Consider the following 25,620-nt stretch of genomic DNA (forward strand, 5'->3'; position numbering starts at 1 on the left):
CATTTTTAACACCTCTTACAGGCAGCAGCAATAGTGGTCAATGCTGGCAACATTTTATCAGAATGCCACGCCGTACCTAAAGCAATACGGACATGCTCCGTATCTCCGTTTACAGCAAAAGCGGCGCCATCCGGCACATCAATATCCTGGCTATGGAGGTAGCTCGTAAGTGCAGATGATGTCAGGCCATGTTCCAGTTTTAACCAGATATGAAAACTGCCCGGAAACATCTGATAAGACAATCCCTGAAATAATTCTTTTACCCTGGCATGCCATTCCAATGCTATCCGCTGTTTTTCCTTAATGATATTTTTCAGCTGTTCCCCTTGCATCAGATGGATACCAAAATCGATAAACAAGGCACAGGCACTGCTGGCTGTAAACCCGATGATGTTATCAATACCCCGCAACGACCCTTTGGGATAAACAATGTAAGCGGCCTTTAAAATAGGATTAAATGCCTTTGAAAAACTGTATACATGAAAAGTCCGCTCCGGGATCAATTGCAGAAAAGAAGGCGGAGGATCCGCATGTAAAAAACGATAGGCATCATCTTCGAGCAGGTAAACGTCTTTAAACGTTTTGATTACTGCGATGATTTCCTGCCTCCGTTGCAACGACATCACACTGGTGGTGGGGTTATGTACCGTAGGCTGCAGATAAACTAGCTTGCTGTTGCTTGTTTCCAGGTATTGCTGTAAAGCAACAGGGAGGATCCCCTCCTCATCACAAGCAATTGCATCTACCTGGTAGCCCAGCTCTGCCGCACAAAACCGGAAACCGGGAAAGGTAAATGTTTCTGCACCGATGGCCGTATTGGTTTTGCGGAGCACAGACAAGATGCAAAACAGGGCATTGTTTGCACTGGGCACTGCAGCTATCTCTGAGCATTGCCGGATATCCTCCTCTTGTACCTGCAACCAGTTGCAGATCACCTTTGTGGCGGCCTCGTCCGGGGCATATCCCGGAGGTTGCAGCAAAGCATATTTTTCCGGGGCAGCCAGCGATTGTGTGTATGCCTGAAACACATCCATTTCCTGTTTTACAGACGGATAATTCACCCTTAGGTTCAACATAAATAACAAGAGGTTTAAATCATAAACATACCTGGAAACAAAACCAATAAAGTTATAGATAACGATTGGGGGTCCGCACCCTTTAGGTAAAAATAAATACTACGGAGCTGAATTGTTCCCGGAATAAATACAGGATATAACTTGGGTTTTAATTTCGGAGCAAAGTTAGTATTTTTGCCAATAAACCAAATAGCTACTTTGTTTATTATGAAAAAGAATCTGGCGGAGAATGAAAAAGCTATCTGGATTTTAAAGACCAGGGGGCCTCAACCCCTGACCGCCATCGCTACGGAATTGGGTATCACTACAGAGGGGGCCAGATTTCAGTTGTTAAAGCTCACCAATGAAGGTTTGGTAGAAGCTACTACCATTGTAAAAGGCAGAGGGCGCCCTCAGCAGATATGGGCACTTACCCAACTGGGCAACAGCCGTTTTCCGGATATGCATGCAGAAGTTACGGTAAAGCTCATCAAACTGATGCGGGAAACATTGGGAGAACCTGCCGTACAAGCAGTTATTGCTGCCAATGAAAAAAGTAATACCCACAAGTATCTGAATGAGATGGAAGGGCTGCCGGATATGGAAGACAGGCTTCGCAAACTGGTGGAGATCCGTAACCAGGAAGGTTACATGGCGGAGTACCAAAAAGAAGACAGCGGTTATCTGTTCATTGAAAATCATTGTCCCATCTGTGCAGCAGCTACCGCCTGCCAGGGTTTCTGCAAAGCTGAATTAAATACCTTCCAGGCTATACTGGGAGAGGATGTGGTGGTAACACGTATTGACCACATACTCGCAGGCGCCCGGCGCTGTGCATACCGGGTAGCGCCTGCGGGCATATGATCCGTTTTATCTTTTCTTCAATTCATCCAAGCCTATCCGCAACAATCTCCCTGCGGGCTTTCCTTTTCTGTAGGTAACCGCCCAGATTTCTGTGGCGCCTATTGGAATGGTTATCGGTGTACCATTGTATAAATCAGCGGTGTTATCCGGAAAAGAATGATCAAAAGTATAATACACTTTCAGATCAGCTATCTCTGTACGGAAACCGATCTTCATACCACCCTGCTCATCTTTTACAGGAAAAATATCTGCGTCATAAACACTGGGGGCATACTTCACCCCTGCCTGATCAAAACGGGGAAACTGTGCTTCCATCCGTGTTACAAAGCTATCCCAGTTGCGCTTGCCGGCAGGTGACCAGTATACTTCTGAAAGCGCCAGTGCACGAGGCCAGGTCATATATTCCACCCGGCTTCCTGTAGCAATGAATTCTGTCCACACATTACCTTGTCCGCCCAGGATATACTTAGCATCCACGCCCGGAGGTACGGGTTCAAACTGGTATGTTTTAGACAACCGTGTGCCGGCCCACATATGTTCCGTAGCAGGTTCTCCCTGGCCATAGTCCAGATAACAGTATTGCAGCGGCGACATTATCACATCGTGTCCCGCCTTCGCAGCAGCAGTGCCGCCTTCCATTCCCTGCCAGGACATCACCGTTGCCTCCGGAGCCAGTCCTCCTTCCAGGATTTCATCCCAGCCTATCAGCTTTTTCCCTTTAGATATCAGGATCTTCTCTACTCTTTTAATAAAGTAGCTCTGCAACTCATGTTCATCTTTCAGCCCTTCGCTTTTCATCCGTTGCTGGCATTTGGCACACGCTTTCCAGAAAGATTTATTCACCTCATCCCCACCGGCATGAATATACTGTCCGGGAAATAAAGCAGCTATTTCGCCATAGATCTTATCCAGCATCTCAAAGCTTTCTTCATTACCTGCACACAGTACATTATCCCCCATTCCGCCATTGCTTCCAGGGTATACCTTGTATTGTTCGCCTGTGCAGGAAACAGCAGGATAGGCAACGATCAAGGCCTGACTATGACCTGGAACATCTATTTCCGGTACAATGGTAATAGCACGCTGCTGTGCATACTTTACAATTTCCCGGATGTCGTCCTGTGTATAAAAACCACCATCCGTAGCCGCTTCTCCCGGCTGTGCCATCGGGGAGGTGGCCCATCTGCCCGTACGGGGTACCCGCCAGGCCCCTACTTTAGTAAGCTGGGGATATGCTTTGATCGCTATCCGCCAGCCCGAATCATCGCTGAGATGCCAGTGAAATACATTGTATTTGTATTTCACCATATGGTCAATAAATTTTTTGACAAACTCCTTGGTAAAGAAATGCCGGCTAACATCCAGCATCAGCCCACGCCATCCGAAGCGCGGGTAATCTGTGATGGCCACCGCAGGAATAACTATCTGTTGCTTACATTCCCTGGCCAGGCTTTCCGGATCAGGGGGCAACATCTGCAGCAACGTTTGCAAGCCGTATAAGATGCCGGCAGGCTGATTAGCACGGATGACTATCCCCGATGCTTTCACCTCAAGTAAATATCCTTCTGTGCCAATGGTTTTATCTGCTGCTTTATTTAACTGTAATGTAATAGCAGACACTCCTGAGCTGGCCGCAGACACTACTTTCAATGTGTGCCCGGTGCATGCATTAACCTGTTCTGCAAATAATTTCGCTGTTGCTGTTACCTCTGCATTGTTTCCGGTAACAATCTGTGTTTGTGGCTTTACAATAAAACTGCCAGGCATGCTTTTCATACTTACCGGCTCCGGCACAAGAGCTGGCAACGATTGTGCCATGACACTGCCTGTCAGCAACAGGATTGTTACCGCCAGGCACAGGGCATTCATTTTTATTTTCATAACGTCATTATGGATTTAAATTCTATTCTGAAAAGCGGTAATTAAATCTGCCGGCAGGAGCAACATCCCCATTCACCAGGAAATCCATAATATTGCCATCTTCCTTCATATTGTCAGACCATTTGAATTCAAAATCCAGCTTACCCGCACCCAACATGGCCCGTGGAATCCTTATTTCCAGTTTATTTCCCTGTACAGCGTAATCTACCTGCCCTGCCGCTTGCCAGTTCCAGCCCTTTGCACTTTTTTCCAGTATAGCTTTACCTGATGGATTTAACCGGTTAATCACCACATCATATCCTTCCCACCCTGTTTCCCTGTTACGGTCAGTATCAATAAACAGCCGCATCCAGCCCTTATCAGTAGCAGGTGTCATAGGCGCAGCGGTTTCTACATAACAATAAACATATTTTTTATCCCTGGCCATCCTGGCGGCCACAATATCATTTCTACCGGTACTATTGGTGTAATGTTTACCTTTCCATCCCGGATGATCCCGGTGCAGTGTACTGCCCTTATGCGCCTGATATACCGGCATTACCTTATTCCATTCTTCAAACTTCCCATCTATTGTTACAGTTTGCGGCGCACTGGCAGCCGGTGGCGGAGGCATTCCTTTAAAACGCCTGATATTACTTACCATCTGGTAATAGTAGTTGTCGCCGTGACCACCTTTCATCGGTTCTATATCACGACTGCCTTCTTCACTGAATTCATCAGGGAAGGCATTCTTTTGTTGTTGCCATTCTTCATATCTGCCTGCAATCCATTCATTCCACCCGGTAATGAAAATACATTCGGGGTCCAGCTTCAGCGCATGTTCCCATTGTTCCTGAAAATTGTATCCATGGTTTACTGCGCCTTCCGATGTAATTTGTCCTTTTGCATCGGTATAACTTCTGCCAAAACTGTTCGGTGCATTCATGGCGGTAAGCCCCCTTTCTTTGGACCAGTTTTGGGCCACTCCTACCGTTACCTGTTCAAATGTGCCGTTCGCCTGTTTTACAAAACCATGCTGGGGATAAATTTCCAGCCAGCCCCAGTGGTCAGGGCGTTCAGGTCCTTTATTATATACTGGTTGTCCGGGACGGAAAGTGAAAAATGCTTTCATCTCTGCATGCAGCTTTGTGGCAGCAGCATCTCCAGGTACTGGTACCAGGCGCTCCGGATAAGCCATGATCAATGGTTTGCCTTTCCAGTAAAACCACAGATCCTCGTATAGTCCCGGCTTATACAGATCGTTATAAATTTCTTTCATCGCCTTAAGCGTTTCTACAGAGGGGCCAAAGGCCATCATAAAGGCGATCTGCGGAGTTTTAATACCATCTTTACGCGCTGCCGTAAATGCTTTACAAAGCGCCATATAAGACTCTTTCCAGGTAAGATCCCCATTGGTGCAATCAAAGAAGATAGCATCCACACCAGCATCAGCCAGCATTTCGGCATGTTTGCGCAATACCCATTCATCTGTATCAATATAATAGCCGAATAATGGTTCTGCCCAGAAATAAGGAGAGGATGCCGTAGGCCATATCGGGTCTTTAAAATCATGGATAGCTGCTGGTTTACGCGCCAGGATCTCTGACACATTGTAAGGCTCATGATCCTTTGCCTGCAGGGTATGCCAGGTCCAGTAAAACAATCCTACAAACTTATCTTTTCTTATCCCTCCTGCTTGTTTGTACTCCGGCAGCTTACGCCCCAATGCATCAGTAGCCGGTAATCCGGCACTGTAATTCTTCAAGGCAGATTGTGCCTGCACATCACTGCAAAACAATATCAATCCGAATACTGCTCCGCGTAATAATTTTTTTTTCATCTTGTTTAAATGATTTAGCCTGGTAATAACGTGGATACCTCGCCCCATCAGATCCGCCACCACAAATGATTATATCAAGATAGTATGTTCCTGCTGCTACTCTATCCCATAGTATCCTATCAGTATGTTCTATTTCCCTGCCAATAATTTCCCTTGATAACACGTTCTATTCTTCCGGTTACCGGCTTTATTTTTTCATAAAATAAACTTGACGGGTAGTCGTTTTTTCTTAGTTTAGAGCTGATTTATATAATGTTAACTCATGAGATTAGTCAGGACAGTGAAACTCTTCTTCCGGGAAGGCAACTCAGACAAAACATATGAAATAGACCTGTGTGAAACAGGGCCAGATCAATACCTGGTCAATTTTCGCTATGGCAAACGCGGGAGTACACTCAGGGAGGGCACTAAAACAGTAACCGCCGTAACACTGACGACGGCTACAGTACTGTTTAATGCGCTGGAGAAAGAAAAACGGAGTAAAGGTTACCGGGGTGAACATGAGGCAGTAGTTACTGCACCGGAACTCCCATTCGCCATAACAGCAGATACGGAAGTATCTACAGATATAAGACATAAAGCCATACTGCAACGCCTGGAAGATGCACTTACCGGAAAAAACAGCTTTAAAACCACCTGGAAAACTTCCAGGGTAATCTGGAAAGCAGGCGAGTATAAATTGCAGGCAGCCGTGCCTTATCTTATTCAGCTGGCAGAAAAAGGGGATGCTATGCAGCGCTATGCTGCTATATGGGCACTGGGAAAATGCGGAGATGCCACTGCTGCTCCCCTCCTGACAAGTTATTTTGAAAATAAATCATCTGCTGCTAATATCCGCCAGCTGGCCGCCAATGCACTGTTGCTGGTATTGCCTGCCACTGCAAAGGCCCAGCAGCTGCAATATTTTATGCAGGGATTGCCTGTTGTTTTTCAGGAAGCTATCCGGAAATCTGATACACACCTCATATTGCAATTATTGCAGGACAGGGTGCGGGCAAGATCATTACCCGTATATCCCATGCTGGAAGAATTGTATATCCTTGCTGCAGATAATGCTGCCGTAAAACAGGCACTACTTATCTTCCTGCAGGAACTGCCATTAAGACCACCCTACTTCCAGCATATCCGGCATTTATTCAAACAAGCCGCCTTACGGGATGATCATCAGCTGGTAGCATTGCTGGCAGGGCGGTTTGAAAGGGAGCACGCCATGTTTGTAAAAAAAACCGCCAACGAAGATCAAACCAATGCTCCCCAGGTATATGTGGAAGAACTGCAGCAATATCTTAAAGCGGGTGCAGAGCTCAAAAAGCAAAACAGCCGCCTGGCATATTCCAGCAAAACGCGGGATTACCTGCACCGGCAGGTATTACGCCAGTTGCGCCAATGGGGAACGCAGGAAGATATTACTTATGTGCGGCTGGCTACAGCCTTGTTATTACAATACGATGAAAGCAGGGATGCCACCGCCCCCTATCAAACTACCGGGTATGGCTATCTGAACGGCAGATACACCAGCTTCACCCGTCAGTATCCTGCACATGCCGCAGCGCTGTATCTGAACTATATACTACAGGGCAATGCACCCAATATGCGTTTGCAGGCCAGTAATAAATTATGGTATTTTATTCAGGAGCAGGCTGAGCAGGTCCACGCTTCCGATACTTCCAACGTAGAGGATACTGCCCCCAAAACCAGCTTCTTCAAAAAATTGTTTGGCTGGCTGGGAGGCAATAAAACACCGCCGCCGCCCAAATGGACCTCTCCGGAAAGAACGCCGGAAATGCCACCTGAAACAACACCAGCCCCCACAACAGACATTCCCTTTCTTGCCCTGTGGCAACAGCTGCCGGAAGCATTCATCCAATTGCTGATCAAAGGCCGCATGGAAGTGGTTCATAGCTTTGCGCTGGAACAATTGAAAGCACATCCGGATTACAGAAGGCTGAAAAACAATATGGGAACAGATGTGATCCGCGAATTATTGCTTGCTGCTTTTCCCTTACCACAACAGTATGGATTTGAATTAGCGAAAGAAAAATATGATCCGGCTGTACCCTCCCTTCCGCTGATACAGGCCATGCTATACAGCCCCCTAGCTGCGGCGCAGGAGCTGGGATTACAATGGGTTACCCAACACCAGACATACTGCTTCGCTGATAATGACTTTATTATTCAGCTGATCTTCTGTCCCTGGGTGGCAGTACAACAATTTGTCAACACACAATTATCCACCCAGGTGGTAACGATAGATAAAGCACGCCTGCTAGCCGGTAAGGCGATTACCTGGCTACGCTCCTTATCCAGGGCTACTCCTGCAGAAAATGATACCATCCATGAGGGCTGCCTGATACTGGAACAGCATTGCCGCAGCGCATTGGGAGAAGTAGAAATCAGGACAATTGAGGCCCTGCTCCAGAGCAGGATAGCCGCCAACCAGGCATTTGCTGCCCGGTTGCTGTTGCTGAAACAGCACAGTTTTAATTTTGATGGCGTACCCGATGGACTGTTTCATAACCTGCTGGCCAATGATTATGCACCGGTAAGAGCAGCAGGCATGGCTATCATTACAGCGATGCCCCCCGAACAGCAGCTTAAGCGGCCTGAATTGATCCTCCATTGCTGTATTGCCCCTTATCAGGATACCCGCCAGCAAATCAGGTTATTACTGCCGGCTATGATACAGCTGGATAACCGGCTGGCTATCTGGCTGGTAAATGAACTGGTGCCGAAGCTGATGCGCAAGGAAGCCTCTGCAGGCATTCATCAGGACATGGCCAATATACTCAGTAACGAGCTGGTGAACTACCTGCATGATATTAATACTGCAACGGCATTACGGCTGTTATATGCCAACTATCCTGCTGCACAGGAATTTGGTGTGCTGGTGCTGGAAAAATACATCCCCCCTGCTGCGTTAAGCCTGAAACAGGTTATCGCAACCGGCAATCATGAATTACTCACGGTAAGAACATGGTGCTGGCATTTTTTTGAACAAAACATTGCCCGTATCCGTTATGAACGTGATACTGCTATTGCCTTGCTGGATGCTTCATGGGAAGATACCCGGCAATTTGCGAAAACGTTTTTCACCACACAGTTCTCCGAAAATGACTGGACGCCGGAAACCCTTATCGCTATTGCCGACAGTGTACGTCTCGATATTCAGGCCTTTGGCAGAGAACTGCTGACCCGTTATTTTAACGCTGCGGATGGTACTGCCTATCTGTTAAAACTGAGCCAGCATCCCAGTGTAAACATGCAGGTCTTTGCCACTACCTATCTGGAAAGCTATGCTACCAACAACCTGGCAGTTATACAATCACTGGAACATTATTTCCGCTCCGTACTTACCCGGGTAAATAAAGCAAGGGTAGCTAAGGATAGAATTTTCACCTTCCTGGAAAAAGAAGCGTTACGATCAGCAGCTGCAGCCAGCTATATCGGTAATATCATTACAGATATCTCTGCCACGGTGTCTATTGGAGACAAAGCCCGGTGTATTGCCATCATGTGTACTATCCGGCAGCAATTTGATGTACCGCTGCCTATTCACATCACACCAGTAAGGGAAACGGTATAAGCAACGATCTTAAAAGCACGCAACCATGTTATTCAATTACAGATATAGCGGTCAGTCACAGGTATATAGCAATGCTACTTCGGCAGGCATTTCTTTTTCCCCGGATACCCGCCGGGATCCTACCTTCTTTGTTGGCAGGCTGCATAAAAAGATAGCCTTCCGGGAAGCGATCTCCGCATTACATGATGTGGTGGTAGCAGATGCCAGGTTTAAACCCAAAGATAAAACTGCTTATAAAGAATGGGCAGCACAGCAGGAAAGCCTGTGGCTGGCAGAATATATGCAGGGATATGATGCGCAGGCAGCGAATAACCGTATTGCTGAAATAAGAGGCACATTGAGGGATATTGCTGTCGAGCGGGAACAGCTCATGAGCCCTTTTTATAAAGCCCGCCGGAACTATTTCGAATATCTTTATCAAAAAGACAGGGACGCCTGGTTTGTGCTTGACCCCGTCATCAGCGTGCATCCGGACGAAGTATTCTTTGAATGCTTCAGCCAGGATGAATCCAGCTATGGTAAGTTAAGTGCCAGCTACAATGTGTTTAAAGAGATCAGTGATTTTAAATGCGGCACTACTAACATTGATTATTCAGCCGGCCTGTATAATGAGTTTCAAAAAATAAGGGATTATAAGGAAACAGATTTCAAAATAGATCCCGCAGGTTTTTCCATACAAACATCGCAGGAAGAGCTGTACCACGAAGTAAAAATAGACCTGCCTGATAGCTGGGTACGTGGTTTTTTACAGGTAAGTGCTGCCATGACACTGCCTGCGGTGAGTTTTGACCTGCATCCCATGGATGTATACAATTTCTGTTTATGGCTGCGCCGGTTTAAAGAAAAACATGGTCCCCGTTCTATACGCTATGTGCTGGAGCCAGGAAAACCGGTACGTGCCATCTTTGAGCCCTGGAATAAAGAAATAGTGTGTGCACGGTCCGTTTACCAGGGGCCACAACGCCGGGAAATAAGGATATGGGGGCGTCGCCGGTTGCTGATACTGGAACGCTTAATACCGGTTGCCAAAAAGTTTACCGTACACCTTACCGGCACTGGCCTTCCCTCTTTTTACATTGCCGATCTGGGAGACATGCAGTTTACACTCGGCCTTTCCGGCTGGACAGCCAATGACTGGTCACGCGCCGGACAGTTTGACCTCATGGCTCCCAGGGCCATCGTGGATGACAAAGCTTGTTTACGCACCCTTTCCTTTTTACAAAGTAAATGGATGGCCACCCCGGAAACAATCGTCGCAGGTACCGGACTTGATAAAGCTACCGTGTTAGGTGCCCTGGGCATTTATACGCAGGCAGGGAAAGTAATCCTGGACCTGCACACCGGGCAGTACCGCTTCCGGGAGCTAAGCCGTGATCCGCTTCCCCTGGAAGCATTGCGGTTTGCCAATCCCCTGGAAGCAGCCGCTTCCAGATGGGTGGATGAACAATGTGTAACATTCACTGCGCAGGATATTCCGGACGTGGGTTTGCAACTGAGTGGAGCAGTGAAAAGCCCCTCCCGTACTTACCACCCCGTTATAGTAATAGATGAAGATAAAAAACTGAGTGAAGCACATTGTGACTGCCATCATTATTATACCAACAAGTTGTACAAAGGGCCATGCGAACATATGCTGGCACTGCGTATGGCTTATGCAAGAAAATAATTAACGCCGGAAATTCCGGATTGGAAATAAAGTTATATCTTGCCAGCTCTTAATGACAATGTTCTTTGTAAAGAGGAAATGATTGCACTTGCGCCCGTAAAAGGGACGAATGATGTTTCGTCATTCAGGTAACATGACTATACATGCTTCACTAAATGCAATCTTTACTTTGGGAGGGGCGTACCATAGCAGGATTTTCGGTACGATCCCCGGGGGATATCATCCTGCTATGGTACGCCCCTCCCTGGAGTTGATTGATTTAGTCAATGGTTTGCACGAAGGGCCTTTCCTCTTTACTTTACATTGCTCCTGATGAGCCGGCGCAAATACACCTACTATGGCCGGAGGTTTGACCCGTCAACAATTATATGATAAGATACGTGCCTCTTCAAAAGAGGAAGTGATCCTGGAGGAAATGACCCGTCTGGGCTTCTGGAAAAAGGAGGTGCCTGTCCCTACCCTTCCATCACCTTTACTGCGTCAGGAAACTGTGTTGCGTAAGGAACTCAGTGACCTGCTCCTTGAAAAACAAAAACACCAGGACCAGGAACGTTTATTGGCAGATATGCGTAAACAGCGCATGGAAGCAGCCAAATTGAAAAGAGCCGAAACCAAGCTTCGCAATGAAGAAAAACGGAAAGCTAAAGCTGCTGCCTGGGCAGCAACAAAACATCAAAACATTGTTTATCTCGGCGAAGATGTATCTGCCGGATTAAATAAAAAAGTTGCTGATGTTGCACAACTCGAAAAATACGGGCTTCCCGTATGGCATGATGCCAATGCATTAGCCACAGCAATGCAGGTTACACTGGCCAAACTGCGCTATCTGGCCTATCACCGTAAAGTGGCCACACATACGCATTACCAGCGCTTTTATATTCCCAAAAAGTCCGGTGGTAAGCGGCTTATTTCAGCACCTATGCCTGCTCTGAAAGCAGTACAAAACTGGATTCTTGAAAACATACTGTATAAGATCAGTAATAGCCCGGCTGCACATGGCTTTGTACGTGGTAAATCCATCGTTACCAATGCCACTCCACATGTAGGACAGGATATTGTGATCAATATTGACCTCCGTAATTTTTTCCCTGCGATCGAATATAAAAGAGTGAAAGGATTGTTCTGCAGATTAGGATATTCAGAACAACTGGCCACCTTGCTTGGCCTGTTATGTACAGAACCGGAAGTAGATGAAATTACATTGGACAACCGTAAATATTATGTTGCCAAAACCAACCGGCACTTACCACAGGGAGCACCCAGCAGCCCTGCTATTACCAATCTGATATGCTATAAGCTGGATAAACGCTTTGAAGGACTCGCTGCCAAGTATGGATACATCTATACCCGTTATGCAGATGATATGACCTTTTCTGCCAAAGCGCCTGCCGATGGTAAAGCCGGACAATTAATCCGGTTTATCAAACAAGTAGTAAAGGAAGAAGGCTTCACTATTCATCCCGATAAGTTACAGGTAATGCGCAAGGGAGATAAGCGGGAGGTAACAGGTATAGTTGTCAATGAAAAGTTAAGCCTCGACCGCGACAAGCTACGCCGGTTCCGTGCACTGTTGCACCATATTTCAAAAACCGGACTGGCCAATAAACACTGGGGTAAGGGTAATATCATCAGTAGTATAACGGGGTATGCTGATTATGTAGCTATGGTAAAACCTGCATTGGGGCTGAAGCTGAAAGCTACCCTGACAGCTTTGCTACAACGGCCCGACATTAAAGAAGAGGCACGTGCCATTTGGACCGGCGCTGTAACTTCACCAGCGGCTACGCCACCCGAACCTGGCAAAACATCCTCCGACAAACCCTGGTGGGATGTACTATAAAACTATTTCACCTTAATATGCAGTGTTGATTTCAGCATTTGCTGGTTGTTTAATGCAGCCACTTCCACGGTGATCGCTGTTAAAGTATCAATTCCACCGGTATCGGCAATGAATTGTACGGCTGGCACTACCCCATCTGCATTGGAAGCTGCCTGGTTTGTTCCTGTAAAACGACCCACCGGTTTTTCGATTCCTCCTATCAACTGGTAAGCCCGGAACTGTACAGGTGTACCAGTACTTACCTTACGCTGCGCTTCATTCTTCTTCAATATCACGTCCAGTTTGATACCCGCACCAGCCGTATCAATATACAGGGAAGAAGGTTCTACCAGCAATACTTCCGGGTAAGATGCCACGGGATTAATCACCTGGGCTACCGTGATATCAGTGCCTGCGGTAGCGGTGATCACATGCGGCTGCACCGTATTGCTAACCTGAAAGAAAGTGATAGCCTGTCCCTGATCATCAAGGGGCAAAGTGATCTTCAATGGTTCACTGGCAGACTGCAAAAATGCACCTGTATTCGCCTGCAGCACAATTGTTTTTTCCTTTATGTATTTTGCCCGGGCAGTAATTTTCAAGGTAGTATACCCATCTGCCGGCGGATCTTGCTGATCTATTGTTATGCTGAGCTTATCCGCTGATGGTACAGGCTTTAAAGTAATTGGAAAATCTTTTGTTCTAAACACCTTATCATCCCCCTTTATCTCCGCAGCAATATAATAGGTACCCGGAATATTACCTACTTTAATGCTGGCACGTGCTATCCCTTCATTATCCGCCGTAACAATATTCTTTTTATCCACTACCGTACCCTGAAAGCTCCCCAATTCCTCGCTGGCAGAAAAACTTACCACACGGAAAGCAGTTGAAGCCGCAGGAGTAATCACTGCTTTTAACTGGATCACTGACTGCTGATCTGCCAGGAGATTAGTGGTATCCGACTCAAACTCGATACGGATAATATCGTCCTGCGGAGTTACCCTATCCTCGTCTTTTTTAGCACAGGTAGCAAAGCAGGTAATACTGAAAATAAAAAAGCAGATCGTATATATCTTATACATTCCGGATAATTATTTGAACTTGGTAAAATTCATGACACCTCCCGTAATAGTTACCGGGAATTTTCCTCCGTGGCTATCCGCCATATCCTCTCCTGTATTTACTTCCCAGGCAAATACTGCCAGCAGCAGGTCTGGCGCTTTTTTACTGAAGTGTTTAATATTACGCACCTGGAATTCCGGTTTAACTTTTTGGAGTAATGCGGCCATGGGATAGGTATGCCTGATCTCATTAGCGCCATCTGCAAACCGGTAGATATCATTATTTACAATGAACAGGCGCACACCAGCTACTGCAGGTACAGTACCGGTAAGTTCCAGTTGCAGATGCATAGTATAGGTATCTGAAATTCCCAATAGTTTTCCCGGCGGCACTGCTATCACGACCGTATTTTGCGGAATCAATCCAATAATTGTTGGCTTAACATCCATCATAATTGTACTGTTTTTGTTATTGGGAAATACCGATTCTTTTACCTAATCCACCCAATGCTTTTCCTACATTTAAATCAAAAGTGACTGCTACCTGGGGCATAGCCGTAAAGTGGTTATTATCAACTATCGGATTATTATCCTTTTCATAAAAGAAAATATAACCCAGGTTTAGACGTACGAGCCTGTTGATCCGTAGGCCCACCCCTGCCAGCAAGCTGCTGTTGAGTCCTTTCAGCAATGGCGCATATCTTTTATTACCCACTTCTATCAATGATTGGGTGAGGCCGAAATGCAGGCTGAAACGTTTGCTGAGCCATTCCCGGAAAGATGCCCTTTTCAGGGAAAAGTTGCTAAGCGGGGCATCTTTATTAACGGGAGCAAAATAGAAGTTGACCCCTTCATAAAAGAACAGCTGTTCATATCCTGGTATATATGAAAGTCCAAAATCAAGCCCTATATAGGGATTTTTCTCACTCACTACATCACTGATGGATTGTGTATAAGAGGTAACGGTATAGGCTATCAGTTTATCGTCCAGTATATCGGGGAAATTTGCTATGATGGCGGCCCGCTGTGCAGCATCACCGCTGTTTCTTTGATGCATCTCCACCCCTTTGCTGATAATATTAGGCAGCATATTGGTCAATGCCTGGATGGCGGCAGCACTTAATAAAGGACTACCTGCAGTATCCCGCAGGTTTTGGCCCAATGTTCCAAAAAACAGGTTAAGCAAAGCAATAGCAGCCAGGTCAGGGTCTTTAGCAGGCAGGACCTTACTCCCATCTGCCTTCAGGGTGCTGACACCACGGATAATATCTCCGGGATTGTTGGAGGTACGGCTGAACAGGGTAGCCAGTTCGCTAAACCGGATCGCAGGGAAAGCCACATTAGCGGGGTCGATAATGGCCCCGTATTTTGCGCTGTCTGCTTTTATCAGCTTGCCGGAACCGGCAACCAGTGTGGCCAGTTTTTGTTGTATTTCCTTATACTCCTCTGATGCAAAAAAGAACTTTGTCCGTTTGTAAAAAGTAGTATCCAGAAACTTATTTAAATTGATCTGTACTATTTCATCCGTCAATTGCTTTACCGGAGCAGCATTTAAATCCAGCTCGAAAGGCTGCAGATCCTTATTCAGGATGGTCATTCCTGCAGGAAAAAGCGACTGCATCTTTGCGTTCAGCGCAGCATTAGCCGGTGCGATACGTTCTCCGGTTGCTCCCAGATCTTTCATGGTTGCTGCTATGATATCCATCAGCCCCTGTTTGAACTGCGCCTTCACGTTATCTTCCAGTGCAGTTTTCTGATATATCGTAAACTCATAGAGATAGGTCACATTAGGATGCAGCGGGCCGGATAATAGCCGGAACTCTTTTTGTGGTACCGCCTTCCATACTACAGAATCTGCATACATCCCCACTCCTGTTTTGGGGAACCTCATCCAGGATCTATACTCACTTTCCTTTATTTTATACTTCATTTTAATCATCCAGTAAGATGGGTCCACCTCACCTTTGATAATAAAAGGCACATCAAAAGGAATACCGTTAGCCCCCAGCACACCGCTGCCCAGGTCTACATTTACTTCATCAAACGCTTTGGTTTGTGCAGATACCTGAATAGAAAAACACAGTATTAATGAAAACAAGAAGAGTATAAATGAAGGTCTGCATCCTACCATAAACAAGGATAGTTAAAGAAGGGGTAAATTTATTTTGGTGCTAAACTAAGCAGTTTCAATGAATTAACAAATACCAACTTATAAGTATAGCCGTTATTATGGGGATTATTCAGAAAACGCTTCCAGGTATTTATCAATATATTCCTGCTTCCGTTTAGTACGGTATTGCATCACAAAACGGGGATGTTCCAGTGGCACAATTTTTTCAAAGAAGCGTTCCTGTTTGTTCAGTTGCTGAAGGAAAGCTGCATTTTTACCCGTTCCCATACAATAACACACCCGGGTGTCTATACCAAAAGTTAACTGCTCCCGGAGGCTCTTCACCATAAAATCATACACCGCCATGGTGAGCGGCTTACTGTCATAATAATTATAGTTGATTTCTGTACCATCCTGACGAACCGATGTAAACCCTAAGGGACACACGGAGCCAATATAAAAATCACCATAAAAAGGCCTGGTACCCCCATATGCGTGAATTACATCATAAACAAATACAGAGGAAGGTTCGTGCGTTTTAACGCCTTCAATAGTGATATCACACACTTCTGTAAGACGTTTGGTATCCGTAAACGGGATACCGGTAGCGCCTGATCCCAGTCGGCCGGGGTTAATTCCCAGGATCAGGCGCCGGGTATGATGATCATTATAAAACCGTTGATAAAACGCCTCCATGATATGCATTACCTGGGGTTGCTCACGGAAGGGATTCATAATACGAATACCTGCTGGCAGCTTCCCTGTAAAATGGAGCGACTTATTAAAGCCAATTACATGATCTGCAAAAGTGATATTTTTATTCAATGCGTACCTTTTGACAAAAGTACTTAATTATTCAGCTTGCTTTGCTTAATCTAACGTTACAGCACGTAATGTAACCGGTCCTTTTAACCCGGAAGACTGCAACTTGCTGTCAGGCCCATACTCATTATTGCTGGTCCATGTTTTCCGTTCCTGTTCCGGCAGTTTACTATCTCCGATCAGGCGGTTGATCCAGTTGTTGACTACTTCAATTTCAACAATATTATTACCTGGCTTTACAGCTTTAGTAATATCCACCTGCCAGGGAGCTGTCCATACTCCGCCGCAATCCACGCCGTTCACTTTCACCTTTGCCATTACCATCACTTCTCCCAGGTGAAGATATAAGTGTTCGTTATTACCTGCTTTGGAGACTTTAAATGTAGTGCGGTAAGCAGCCGTTCCGGAAAAATATTTGATGCGGTCGTCAGCAGATTTTGTCCAGTCAATCAGTTCCTGGAAAGTCACCGGCTGATCCGGTCCTCTTCTGCCCTGTTCAAAACTCACCTGCCACGGACCGGCGATAGTAGCCACGGTGCGGGGATCCGGAAAGTTCTGCTTTACAGCAGCAGTTAACTGCCCTGCAGGTTTGTGGAACAAGATGAATGCACTCTCCAATGGCGCCAGCTTTAAAGGCACTACTGTTCCGGATTCATTTTGCGTGTATTCCGGCAGGTTACGTCTATTCCCTGTCACCGCATCCCACAGCTCCGGTTGTTTGCCCTTTACCCGGAAGGCCGGCGATATAGACAAGTCCTGTTCACTTTGATTACTTACAAAATAGATTTCTCCGTCAACAGTAGTACGGTGAATAAACAATACAGGTTGCTGCCCGCTTAACTGAAGATCCGGTACTATTTTAAGTGTATTCAGGGCAGTTTGCATATCCATACCAGAGAGTACCATCCCTTTGCCAAACTTACCGGCCTTCACCTGTTTACCATCTACCTTACCCCAAAGTTCAGCAGCCATCTGGCGCACCTGGTTATCCGCATGCGGAAATCCCTGCATACTTGGAGAACGTTTAGGCGCGGGCCCCAGGATAGTTGCCCCAGCCGCAACCAGGTCGCGGATCTTTGACAACAATTCCGGCCGCATGGTTTCCAGTTGAGGAAGTACCAACAAGCTATAAGTCATGCCGTCCGGCAATACCAGCTTCCCATCCTTCACCTGTACTCTTTCTTTAATTACTTCTGCATTAATATAGTCAAAAGAGTAGCCGGCCGGTAACGCAGGATCACATATCCCGGTCATTTTAGGTGCATCTTCTCCGATAAAGTAGGCCACATCTGCCACATAATTGCCCTGTTGCAGCATCAGGTTACTCCTTTTGAGATAACTGGTAAACAGGTCCATATAATTAAACCAGGTATTATGCCGGTTAAATTCATTTCCGAAATTGGCGTTTATGCCTGGCAGTTTATCTTCATCCGGTTGTTGTATAAACAGGTGCAGCAAGGTATTATTGATCCCTTCCGTAAAGAAGCGGTCGCCCCGTTGTTTCATCAGGGCAGGGTAACGGGCGTATGATTTTCCGCCAGCAGTAAATGATTCAGCAGACACCTTCCTTTTCCCGTAAATATGGGCAGCAGAAGAAGCTGCTCTGTTCTCAATATCTCCCAGCTCTCCTTCACTCCAGAATTCACCGCCTATTTCATCAGACTGTCCACCATACTGCAGGAATTCGCCTGGGAACCCCCAGTGTCCATAATTCTCCAGCCAGGTAGTAAGTCCGTGTTTATGACTGATATCCCTTAATCCGCCTACATAATCATAAGCCACCTTATCAGCAATCAAACGTCTGAGATCCCATAAAAAGCGGTCCGACATTTCTGCGCTGCCCACTACAATACCTTGCATTACCGGCAGATAAGGCAGCGGGCTGTAGCCATATACCTGTTTAAATCTGTCTATCAGTGCATCTGTCCAGTTTTGCCCGCCGGTTTCATAACTATCTTCCACCGTTACCTTCCAGGTTTTACGGTCTTCCGCAGGAATCCTGCGCATGATTTCTCCCAGGAAAGCATCAAAGTGAGCCGCTACATGTGCTTTACTCATTTTATCTACTTCCAGGCCGGTACCTTCCGGAGAAGCAGGTGCATTCGTTACTTTCGTAGGGGTCATACCGGTACGCATCACGTTCCATTCGCCTGCAGGTACATTCCAGTTGAGGGTACCGTCTGCGTCCATATACCGGGAGATATCTACGACATCCTGTGGTTGAACAATTGTTTCCGGATCATCCACAACAGGCTGTTGCAGCCATTGATACTCCTTCCAGTAAGGCAGTGGTGTGGGATACATTTTAGCCAGTGTCTTTTCTGCGTATTGCTCCACCTTAGGAGAAGAAGAGAGCCTGATATCGCTGATACCGCTATGAGGGGTAAGATTACGGAATACCAGGCGGATATTATTAGCTGTAGTAGCAGGTATTGCAATAGCCGCAGGAGCATACCGGTCAAAACCAACATTCAGTTCGTCATTGCTACGGTCTACCACCATGCTTTTTACTTTGCGGTAAGCAGTCCCGTCTTTTACCTGCAGCTCCACTTCAAATCTCATGCGGCGTTTGGCAGGGTAAATTGTTAAGCTCCTGACCCGGAATGCATCTTTTGTTTCCAGATCGATCGTAGTAGGCTGCGCCAGGTCAATTCCTGTTGCAGTATTACCATCCAGTATATATTCCAGGTTGTTGACAGCTGGATTTGCCCGGATCACTGGCTTTAAAGCCGTAATACTTTTATCATCGTCTTTAGGTGCAGGGAAAGCAATCACCTTCACATCCTGGAAGGGTTCAACCGGCTGCGCCAGCTTACGGCTGATCTTTCCGGGACCGGTTACCTTTGTGGTGGATGAAGCAAGGTAACGCATGGCCTGTTCTGGTTTTATCCAGGGGCCACCGGACTGACTCCAGCCCGGACTGTTAAAAATTCCGATCTCTATATTCAGCTCAGTGGCTGTTTTCAGTGCAGTATGTAAAATATCCCACCACTCAGGCGTAAATAATTTTACTTTTCCATAAGGTGTGGTAGGATAGCCAATGTTTCCGATAAAAGCACGGTTGATGCCTACACTTTTCATTGCATGCAGGTCTTTTACCACCCCTGCTTTTGAAATATTGTCTGACATCCAATACCAGTACACACTGGTCTGAATGGTATCGGGGGGATGCACAAAGCCACTTTCCAGGGCCGTCAAAGGTGCAGTGGGCACATCTGCTACCGGTTTTTTGCTGATACAGGCTGCCAGGAAACATGATAGAGTGACAGCGCAATAAATTCCGGTCTTTTTTTGTGCATTTAAGAAACCTGTCATTACTGAATTACTTTAGTTTATGTAGCTACTTAATACGTGGATGCTTTCAAGGAAGCGGATGTTAAATTAACTGCTTCCCTGAAAAAGGCTATCCCACGGTATCCTATTAAGCTACAATATGCTGCCTATGCAACTAAAGTATCTCCCTTCCCTCTGCCGATCCGATATCCTTGTACAGCAAACCAACCAATGATGAGGTAACAGGGCACCACCAACCAATAAGCCTGTTGTGCATTATACTTATCAGACAACCAACCGTAAATAAGGGGTAACACCGCTCCGCCACTGATAGCCATCACCATCAGCGAAGCACCTATTTTGGTAAATCTGCCCAACCCGCTGATAGACAACGGCCAGATAGCAGGAAACATCACGGCATTGGCAAACCCCAGTAAAGCAACAAACAACACAGATACCAGCCCTGTGCTGAATATGGCTCCCAGTGCAAAAGCAACCCCCAGCAACGCTGCATATTTCAAGGCGTTTTGCTGACTGATGTACCTGGGGATCAACAGGATGCCCAGCAGGTATCCTACCAGCATGCCAATCAGTGTAAAAGAAGTAAAGAATTTAGCAGCAGACATTTTAATACCCAGGTAAGTACCATAGCTAATAATGGTATTTCCTGCTATTACTTCTACACCCACGTAAACAAACAGGGTAAATACGCCTAGCATCAGGTAAGGGAAATGAAAAACGCTTGTTTTAGTTACCTGGTCGGGGGAAGCTGTTATCTCTTCTTCCGGCGCATCTATTTCCGGCAATCCGGAACGATCTATTACAATAGCCAGTAATACCAGGATGACGGTAATAATGAAGTAAGGCAGCATTACCTTTTGTGCCAGGTGGTTTAAAGCAGCTGTTCTGGTTACTTCATCCATGTGTTCAATACTTGCGGTCAGCGCATCTGCATCACTTAATATAACTGCCCCTAATATTGCAGGAGCAATAATACCTGCCACCCCATTGCAGATTCCCATAATACTCATTCTTTTGGCAGCACTTTCCACATCGCCCAGGATCGTTACATAGGGATTAGAGGCTGTTTGCAGCACTGCTAACCCCGCCCCTTGTACGAATAATCCCAACAGGAAAATGCTGTACTCACGATGAAAAGCTGCTGGTATAAAAATAATAGACCCAGCAGCCACTCCTATCAATCCACAAGACATTCCCCGTTTATATCCGGTTATTTTCAATACCCAGGCAGAAGGAATGGCCATTACAAAATAAGAGATGTAAAATGCAAATGCTACCAGGTATGATTGAAAGTTATTCAGCTCACAAGCAATTTGCAAATAAGGAATGAGCACCGAGCTAAGCCATGTTACAAAACCAAAAATAAAGAACAGGCTGCCAATGATTGCCAGCGGGCTCAGTCCAGCCTTTACCGGCAGGGTATTATCTATTTTAGCTGCTTCCAATGCCAATAATTTTAGTAGTTGTTCAATTTGATCTTGTTCAGAATGGTTTCATACACATTTTCAGGAAACACGCAAGGCTGTGCATACCAAAGGAAAGAGCCATGCCCTTCATAGCCTCCTGCCTGTATATGTCTGCTGGTAGGCAGATAACTCGCGATATCATTACAATATCCGGCTACGCTTACCAATTTCCCCGGCCAGAGTTTTTTGATCCCGATGCTATAATCCGTTACTACTTCCCTTGATAGTCCTACCAGTTTCCAGTTGCCGATATTAATCGTTTGTACATAAACGGGCATCGTAGCGGGCATTGTCCCCTCCCGTTCCTGTTTCAGCATCAGATTGGCCCAACGCACATTTTTCTCTGCTTCCACATCTCCCACATGCGGTTCATTAGCGGTTTTAAAGGCTACAACCTGATCATGCGGCATAGGCGTGACTGGAAAATGGAGCGAATCAAAATGATACGAAATAGTACCTGTAACAGGCTGTAACTGTCCATCCAAAACATGCATTACATCGGCTGCCAAAGCCTGTCCTGTTTTAATATGACTGCCTTCTTTAGGATTAATATCCCCCGCACATCCCTGTAAAAAAAGCGCATGGCTGATCCCTTTACTTTCCAGCGTTTGGCGGCTTATTGCCGGATAGTTGGCACTGATGGTAACATTCCCCGTTGGCTCTGTATTAAACACCGGATGGCAACCAGCCAGGAATAAAACAGTTTTTTGCTGATTATCTTTCCGCACCGCCATGATAATGTCCACATCATCATCATAAGGGATGGGGGCTGTAGTAAGACTACGGTTGCGCCCAATTGCAGTTTTACCTCTGCCAAAGGACAACGTAGCAGGTGCCCTGTTTTGAAGTGCTTCCCCAACAGCCTTGATAATTGCCGGCTTCATTGTTCCAAACAGATAATCATTATCCGGCAGTTGTCCATGCGGGTTCCAGGTAACGTAACGCTGGCCCAGCGGAGAATAATGTGTATGCGACGCATTGATCAACACCGCAGCAGCAGGCAGGTGATATTTGGCTGCGATTTCCTTTTTAATAGTACTGATCACATCATAGTCAAAGCCACAAACATCCACCCCTGCCATCACCACCGTTTGCTTGCCGGCAGAAACAGCCATAGCAGAAACGGCCATCAGTCCTTCTGTCTGGTGCCGGGCAATCCATACCTGCTTTGCAGTATCACAACCAAACAAACGATGTCCCGCTATGGCGATCTGGCTTATCTTTTCGTTATACCCGATCCCGTTATAACGGGCTATTTTAAGCCATCCGGTATCCTTTGCGGGATTAAATTTCCACAATTCATTCTGCGACAGCAGGGCATACAGACAATCTTTATAAGCTGCCAGCCCGGTAATACCATCCAGGGTTGTTATTTCCCGCCAGTTTAATCCCGCTGCAGAATGCGCCGCCGCCAGCACATGACCATCGGCGTTTGCCACATACAATACATTGTTCAACACTGTCATGGCTACCGCGTTCGTTGCCGTACCAATCTTCTTCCAGGCTGATTTACCAGGATAATTCGTCACCAGTACATCCCCACCAGTATTCACTCCATACAACCGTTTTCCCCAGCCCGCTATCAGCTTCAGGTCAGTTCCGCTGCCTGCCTTTTTCCATACTAAAGGACTATCGGTAGCGGCAGCAGTGAATAAAGCATTGTTACTCAGTTTCAGTAATGAATTACCCATTCCGGTAAATGCAGTCCCCTCTGCTGCTGCTCCTCTTTTGATCCATTCCAGGCTGAACCGGCCTTCCCGCGGAGCACCATAGCCAGCCAGCGCCAATGAAAAAGGATAGTGCTGTGGCTCAATGCTTACCCTGGAAAACCCCGCCTTGTATACCTCCTGTGCCTTTGCGGTAAATGAGTTTGCAGTCAGCAGATAAAAGAATAACAATGCTATCAATGGCATAATCAGTAAATATTTAAGTGAAAATTGTTAGTAAATGACTGGTGACGATCACGCTTAAGCTTTAGACAAGGCTTTAGCATTCTTCTGTATTTTTCTGATAGCCGTAGCGATCTGTTCCATATCTGTTCTGGTACCCAGCAGCATGTTCTGGAAAAACCAAACGGCCTGTTCGCCGGTGAGTTTATCATTTTGCGGACATGCATTTCTTTCCTGCCATTCCTTCATTGTCTTCTCTCCGTAGATCTTCAGGTAATGTTTATTTTGTGCCAGCCCGGTTACATAGGTATCCCGGTTCATAGGGCCATAACCACTATCACAAGGCACCCCTTCCGCCTGCAGTGCTTTCAGGAAAGTGGCTCTTGGCAATCCTGAAAAGAATGCTTTATCATAGCGGAACATATAAAGATGGAATGCGCTCATAGTGGTACCCTCATACAGTTTGGCAGGATAAATGCCCTTTATTCCGTTGAGCAGGGAAGTAAGGTAAGCTGCGTTTTCCGCCCGGCGTTTTGTTTGTGCCTGCAGGCGGGTCATCTGTGCCAGTAAGAGATTACCCTGAAACTCTGTCAACCTTACGTTAGTAGCACGTGTACCAGCACCTGGTGTATAGGCAGTTGTTTGTCCGCCCTGACCCTGGTTATGGAAACCATAACAGGTTTGAGCAAAAGCATCATCGTTGGTGATGATGGCTCCACCTTCCGCGCAATTCAGGTTTTTGGATGCCTGGAAACTAAATGCACCAGCCAGTCCGTAATTCCCCACCTTCCTGCCTTTCCACTCTGCCAGGTGAGCCTGGCAGGCGTCTTCTACCAACGGAATATTTGCTTTTTGCGCAATAGATAACAGCTGATCTATATTTGCAGGAGAACCGCCTATATGCACCGGCATAATGATCTTCGTTTGCGGGGTAATAGCCGCTGCCACCTTTGTGGGGTCTATCTGGAAACTCTCAATATCTGTGTCTGCAAATATGGGTAATGCATAGTTCAATACCACAACATTATAAGTAGCTACGAAAGTATATACCGGAATAATCACCTCGTCACCAGGCCCCAGGTCTAACGCACCCAGGATGGTATAGAGGGCACTGGTACCGCTGGAAACACCCAGGCTATGTTTTGCGCCAAAAACCTTTGCATATTCTCTTTCAAAATTAGCGACAACATTGCCTCCCAAACGCCCCCACACACCGCTTTTCAATACATCTGTCACTGCTTTTTCTTCTGTTTGATCAAATATGGGCCAACCGGAAAATTCCCATGGGCGGGCTTGTGGGCCACCTAATAAAGCAGGCTTTGCATTATCGCTGCTCCCTCTTGCAATACTTGGGAGATGCATGGCCATGCCTGCCCCTACAATGGACAAGGTATTGATAAATGATCTGCGGCTGAATTTATTGTTTTCCATATTTCCAGTATTTTTTTAATGAATTGATGTTAGTGAGGAATATTTTTCAGTTTATCTAATGCATTTTTTACACTACCACTTTCCAGCAGCATAGTTTTAGCAGCGTCATAATCCGGGATCTGCGCTTTTTCCATCAGCATTTTCACTGCCCTGTCTGTAATTTTATCGTTGATCAGTTTTACATTTACCATGCTGTTACCTTCTACCCTGTCGAGCTTTATCATAACGGTGGTGGAGATCATATCAAACAGCATTTTTTGTGCAGTGCCACATTTCATGCGGGTGCTGCCGGTAATAAATTCCGGTCCGGTAACTACTTCTACCGGCAAGTCGGCCGCCGCTGCAATAGGTGACCCCGGGTTGCTCACAATACACCCTGTGGTAACACCCATACTACGGCATAATTTTAAGCCCTCCAATACAAAAGGAGTAGAACCACTGGCAGAAATACCAATAACGATATCTTTATCCGTTAGGTTTTCCTGTCTCAGCCTGCTGATTGCTTCCGCTGTATCATCTTCTTTCTCTTCAGGAGCATTAGCCAGGTTTTCTATTCCTCCGGCCAGGATCACATTTACTTTTCCTTTGGGGATACCGAATGTAGTAGGCAATTCAATTACATCCAGGACAGAAAGACGACCTCCACTGCCGGCCCCAATATAAAACATGCGGCCGTCACTTTTCAGTTTCTCAATAATAACAGTAATCAACCTGCTTACCTGTGGCAACGCTTTTTTAATCGCTGTAGCTACAGTAGCATCTTCGTCGTTGATATGCGTAATCAGTTCATCAACGGATTTGGTTTCCAAATGGTCATACCGGGAGGGGTGTTCTGTAATACGTGTCATTGTTTCTTA

General features: G+C 46.2%; 16 protein-coding genes. 4 read left to right on the forward strand and 12 right to left on the reverse strand.

The genetic code is table 11. The annotated features are described in order from the left end of the window. Positions 1 to 5: 5 nt before the first annotated feature. Positions 6 to 1,076, reverse strand: a complete 1,071-nt coding sequence (locus ABR189_RS09330) for an aminotransferase class I/II-fold pyridoxal phosphate-dependent enzyme (protein ID WP_354660204.1) — start codon at positions 1,074 to 1,076, stop codon at positions 6 to 8. Positions 1,077 to 1,283: 207 nt separating this feature from the next. Between ABR189_RS09330 and ABR189_RS09335 the strand changes: the two genes are divergently transcribed. Next, the gene (locus ABR189_RS09335; RefSeq protein ID WP_354660205.1) at positions 1,284 to 1,919 is read left to right on the forward strand and encodes a helix-turn-helix transcriptional regulator; all 636 of its coding nucleotides are present in this window, start codon (positions 1,284 to 1,286) and stop codon (positions 1,917 to 1,919) included. A gap of 6 nt (positions 1,920 to 1,925) precedes the next feature. On the opposite strand, the gene ABR189_RS09340 is transcribed toward ABR189_RS09335, so the two are convergent. Continuing rightward, positions 1,926 to 3,800, reverse strand: a complete 1,875-nt coding sequence (locus ABR189_RS09340; RefSeq protein WP_354660206.1) for a beta-N-acetylhexosaminidase — start codon at positions 3,798 to 3,800, stop codon at positions 1,926 to 1,928. A 22-nt stretch (positions 3,801 to 3,822) separates the two neighbouring features. Then, positions 3,823 to 5,619 carry a glycoside hydrolase family 71/99 protein gene (locus ABR189_RS09345; RefSeq protein WP_354660207.1) on the reverse strand — a complete coding sequence of 599 codons (1,797 nt, stop codon included), beginning with the start codon at positions 5,617 to 5,619 and terminating at the stop codon, positions 3,823 to 3,825. A 262-nt stretch (positions 5,620 to 5,881) separates the two neighbouring features. Between ABR189_RS09345 and ABR189_RS09350 the strand changes: the two genes are divergently transcribed. From ABR189_RS09350 to ABR189_RS09360, 3 genes are all read left to right on the forward strand, one after another. Continuing rightward, complete coding sequence (locus ABR189_RS09350; RefSeq protein ID WP_354660208.1) at positions 5,882 to 9,202, forward strand: HEAT repeat domain-containing protein; 3,321 nt, start codon at positions 5,882 to 5,884, stop codon at positions 9,200 to 9,202. A gap of 25 nt (positions 9,203 to 9,227) precedes the next feature. Beyond that, a complete protein-coding gene (locus tag ABR189_RS09355; protein ID WP_354660209.1) occupies positions 9,228 to 10,868 on the forward strand; it encodes an SWIM zinc finger family protein in 1,641 nt (546 codons plus the stop codon). A 337-nt stretch (positions 10,869 to 11,205) separates the two neighbouring features. Continuing rightward, a complete protein-coding gene (locus tag ABR189_RS09360) occupies positions 11,206 to 12,708 on the forward strand; it encodes a reverse transcriptase family protein (RefSeq protein WP_354660210.1) in 1,503 nt (500 codons plus the stop codon). A 2-nt stretch (positions 12,709 to 12,710) separates the two neighbouring features. Here the strand turns inward: ABR189_RS09360 and ABR189_RS09365 are convergent, their stop codons facing one another. The 9 genes from ABR189_RS09365 to ABR189_RS09405 all read right to left on the reverse strand — a co-directional run bounded on the left by ABR189_RS09365 (position 12,711) and on the right by ABR189_RS09405 (position 25,611). After that, positions 12,711 to 13,772 carry a hypothetical protein gene (locus ABR189_RS09365; RefSeq protein WP_354660211.1) on the reverse strand — a complete coding sequence of 354 codons (1,062 nt, stop codon included), beginning with the start codon at positions 13,770 to 13,772 and terminating at the stop codon, positions 12,711 to 12,713. A gap of 9 nt (positions 13,773 to 13,781) precedes the next feature. Beyond that, the gene (locus ABR189_RS09370) at positions 13,782 to 14,204 is read right to left on the reverse strand and encodes a hypothetical protein (RefSeq protein WP_354660212.1); all 423 of its coding nucleotides are present in this window, start codon (positions 14,202 to 14,204) and stop codon (positions 13,782 to 13,784) included. Positions 14,205 to 14,220: 16 nt separating this feature from the next. Continuing rightward, a complete protein-coding gene (locus tag ABR189_RS09375) occupies positions 14,221 to 15,882 on the reverse strand; it encodes a hypothetical protein (protein WP_354660213.1) in 1,662 nt (553 codons plus the stop codon). A gap of 105 nt (positions 15,883 to 15,987) precedes the next feature. Continuing rightward, the gene (locus ABR189_RS09380) at positions 15,988 to 16,686 is read right to left on the reverse strand and encodes an SMUG2 DNA glycosylase family protein (RefSeq protein WP_354660214.1); all 699 of its coding nucleotides are present in this window, start codon (positions 16,684 to 16,686) and stop codon (positions 15,988 to 15,990) included. Positions 16,687 to 16,731: 45 nt separating this feature from the next. Beyond that, the gene (locus ABR189_RS09385) at positions 16,732 to 19,998 is read right to left on the reverse strand and encodes a glycosyl hydrolase (protein ID WP_354660215.1); all 3,267 of its coding nucleotides are present in this window, start codon (positions 19,996 to 19,998) and stop codon (positions 16,732 to 16,734) included. A gap of 125 nt (positions 19,999 to 20,123) precedes the next feature. Further along, positions 20,124 to 21,422: a sugar MFS transporter gene (locus ABR189_RS09390; protein WP_354660216.1), complete on the reverse strand. Its 1,299-nt coding sequence runs from the start codon at positions 21,420 to 21,422 to the stop codon at positions 20,124 to 20,126. A gap of 11 nt (positions 21,423 to 21,433) precedes the next feature. After that, the gene (locus ABR189_RS09395) at positions 21,434 to 23,356 is read right to left on the reverse strand and encodes a hypothetical protein (RefSeq protein ID WP_354660217.1); all 1,923 of its coding nucleotides are present in this window, start codon (positions 23,354 to 23,356) and stop codon (positions 21,434 to 21,436) included. A 54-nt stretch (positions 23,357 to 23,410) separates the two neighbouring features. Then, positions 23,411 to 24,763 (reverse strand): DegT/DnrJ/EryC1/StrS family aminotransferase, encoded by a 1,353-nt coding sequence (locus ABR189_RS09400; protein WP_354660218.1) that lies wholly within the window; start codon positions 24,761 to 24,763, stop codon positions 23,411 to 23,413. A gap of 29 nt (positions 24,764 to 24,792) precedes the next feature. Beyond that, positions 24,793 to 25,611 (reverse strand): N-acetylmuramic acid 6-phosphate etherase, encoded by an 819-nt coding sequence (locus tag ABR189_RS09405; protein ID WP_354660219.1) that lies wholly within the window; start codon positions 25,609 to 25,611, stop codon positions 24,793 to 24,795. Positions 25,612 to 25,620 lie beyond the last annotated feature (9 nt).

It is taken from the genome of Chitinophaga sp. H8, assembly GCF_040567655.1.
Taxonomy (GTDB): domain Bacteria; phylum Bacteroidota; class Bacteroidia; order Chitinophagales; family Chitinophagaceae; genus Chitinophaga; species Chitinophaga defluvii.

Coding starts and splice junctions, on each gene's coding strand:
- ABR189_RS09330 (WP_354660204.1), bottom strand. CDS start 1,076: ATGTTGAACCTAAGGGTGAATTATCCGTCTGTAAAACAGGAAATGGAT.
- ABR189_RS09335 (WP_354660205.1), top strand. CDS start 1,284: ATGAAAAAGAATCTGGCGGAGAATGAAAAAGCTATCTGGATTTTAAAG.
- ABR189_RS09340 (WP_354660206.1), bottom strand. CDS start 3,800: ATGAAAATAAAAATGAATGCCCTGTGCCTGGCGGTAACAATCCTGTTG.
- ABR189_RS09345 (WP_354660207.1), bottom strand. CDS start 5,619: ATGAAAAAAAAATTATTACGCGGAGCAGTATTCGGATTGATATTGTTT.
- ABR189_RS09350 (WP_354660208.1), top strand. CDS start 5,882: ATGAGATTAGTCAGGACAGTGAAACTCTTCTTCCGGGAAGGCAACTCA.
- ABR189_RS09355 (WP_354660209.1), top strand. CDS start 9,228: ATGTTATTCAATTACAGATATAGCGGTCAGTCACAGGTATATAGCAAT.
- ABR189_RS09360 (WP_354660210.1), top strand. CDS start 11,206: ATGGCCGGAGGTTTGACCCGTCAACAATTATATGATAAGATACGTGCC.
- ABR189_RS09365 (WP_354660211.1), bottom strand. CDS start 13,772: ATGTATAAGATATATACGATCTGCTTTTTTATTTTCAGTATTACCTGC.
- ABR189_RS09370 (WP_354660212.1), bottom strand. CDS start 14,204: ATGATGGATGTTAAGCCAACAATTATTGGATTGATTCCGCAAAATACG.
- ABR189_RS09375 (WP_354660213.1), bottom strand. CDS start 15,882: ATGGTAGGATGCAGACCTTCATTTATACTCTTCTTGTTTTCATTAATA.
- ABR189_RS09385 (WP_354660215.1), bottom strand. CDS start 19,998: ATGACAGGTTTCTTAAATGCACAAAAAAAGACCGGAATTTATTGCGCT.
- ABR189_RS09395 (WP_354660217.1), bottom strand. CDS start 23,356: ATGCCATTGATAGCATTGTTATTCTTTTATCTGCTGACTGCAAACTCA.
- ABR189_RS09400 (WP_354660218.1), bottom strand. CDS start 24,763: ATGGAAAACAATAAATTCAGCCGCAGATCATTTATCAATACCTTGTCC.
- ABR189_RS09405 (WP_354660219.1), bottom strand. CDS start 25,611: ATGACACGTATTACAGAACACCCCTCCCGGTATGACCATTTGGAAACC.